The organism is Mesorhizobium sp. M1A.F.Ca.ET.072.01.1.1 (assembly GCF_004023325.1).
GTDB lineage: Bacteria > Pseudomonadota > Alphaproteobacteria > Rhizobiales > Rhizobiaceae > Mesorhizobium.
Map to the genome: position 1 here is coordinate 1 of NZ_RZSF01000775.1, position 407 is coordinate 407.

Genomic DNA, 407 nt, shown 5'->3' on the forward strand with positions numbered 1-407 from the left:
TGGCAAGGTAGGTGTGGTGCAGATCGCCGGCATGGTCGCCCGCCGCATCGTCTGCTGGGTGAAGCCGAATGAACCTGTTGATGCCGGTGAGCGTTTCGGCCTTATCCGTTTCGGTTCGCGCCTCGATATCTTCCTTCCCGCAGGTTTCGAGCCGCGTGTATCGGTTGGCCAGACGGCAATCGCCGGTGAGACCGTGCTTGCCGAATTCGGCTCGGCCAAGGGTCCGGTCCTTAGCCGTCGCGGCTAAGGATAAACAGGAAGGGCATGCGCATGGAAACGCCGATTTCGGAGCCGCAGCAGAACGGAAAACAGGAGGGCCGCAGTGATAGCGGCCGTGGGCCGCGCCTGAGGGAAATTCCCTTTCGCCTCCTGGTGCCCAATCTGATCACCGTTCTCGCGATCTGCGC

At 61.9% G+C, this 407-nt stretch carries 1 protein-coding gene and 1 pseudogene; both read left to right on the plus strand.

Annotated features, from left to right (window positions below; translation table 11 throughout):
• On the plus strand, window positions 1-247 hold a 247-nt coding region (locus EOA32_RS37970; RefSeq protein ID WP_189407765.1), incomplete at its 5' end, for a phosphatidylserine decarboxylase.
• Window positions 248-270: 23 nt separating this feature from the next.
• Window positions 271-407 (plus strand): annotated as a pseudogene (locus tag EOA32_RS37975) (CDP-diacylglycerol--serine O-phosphatidyltransferase); the annotation flags it as partial.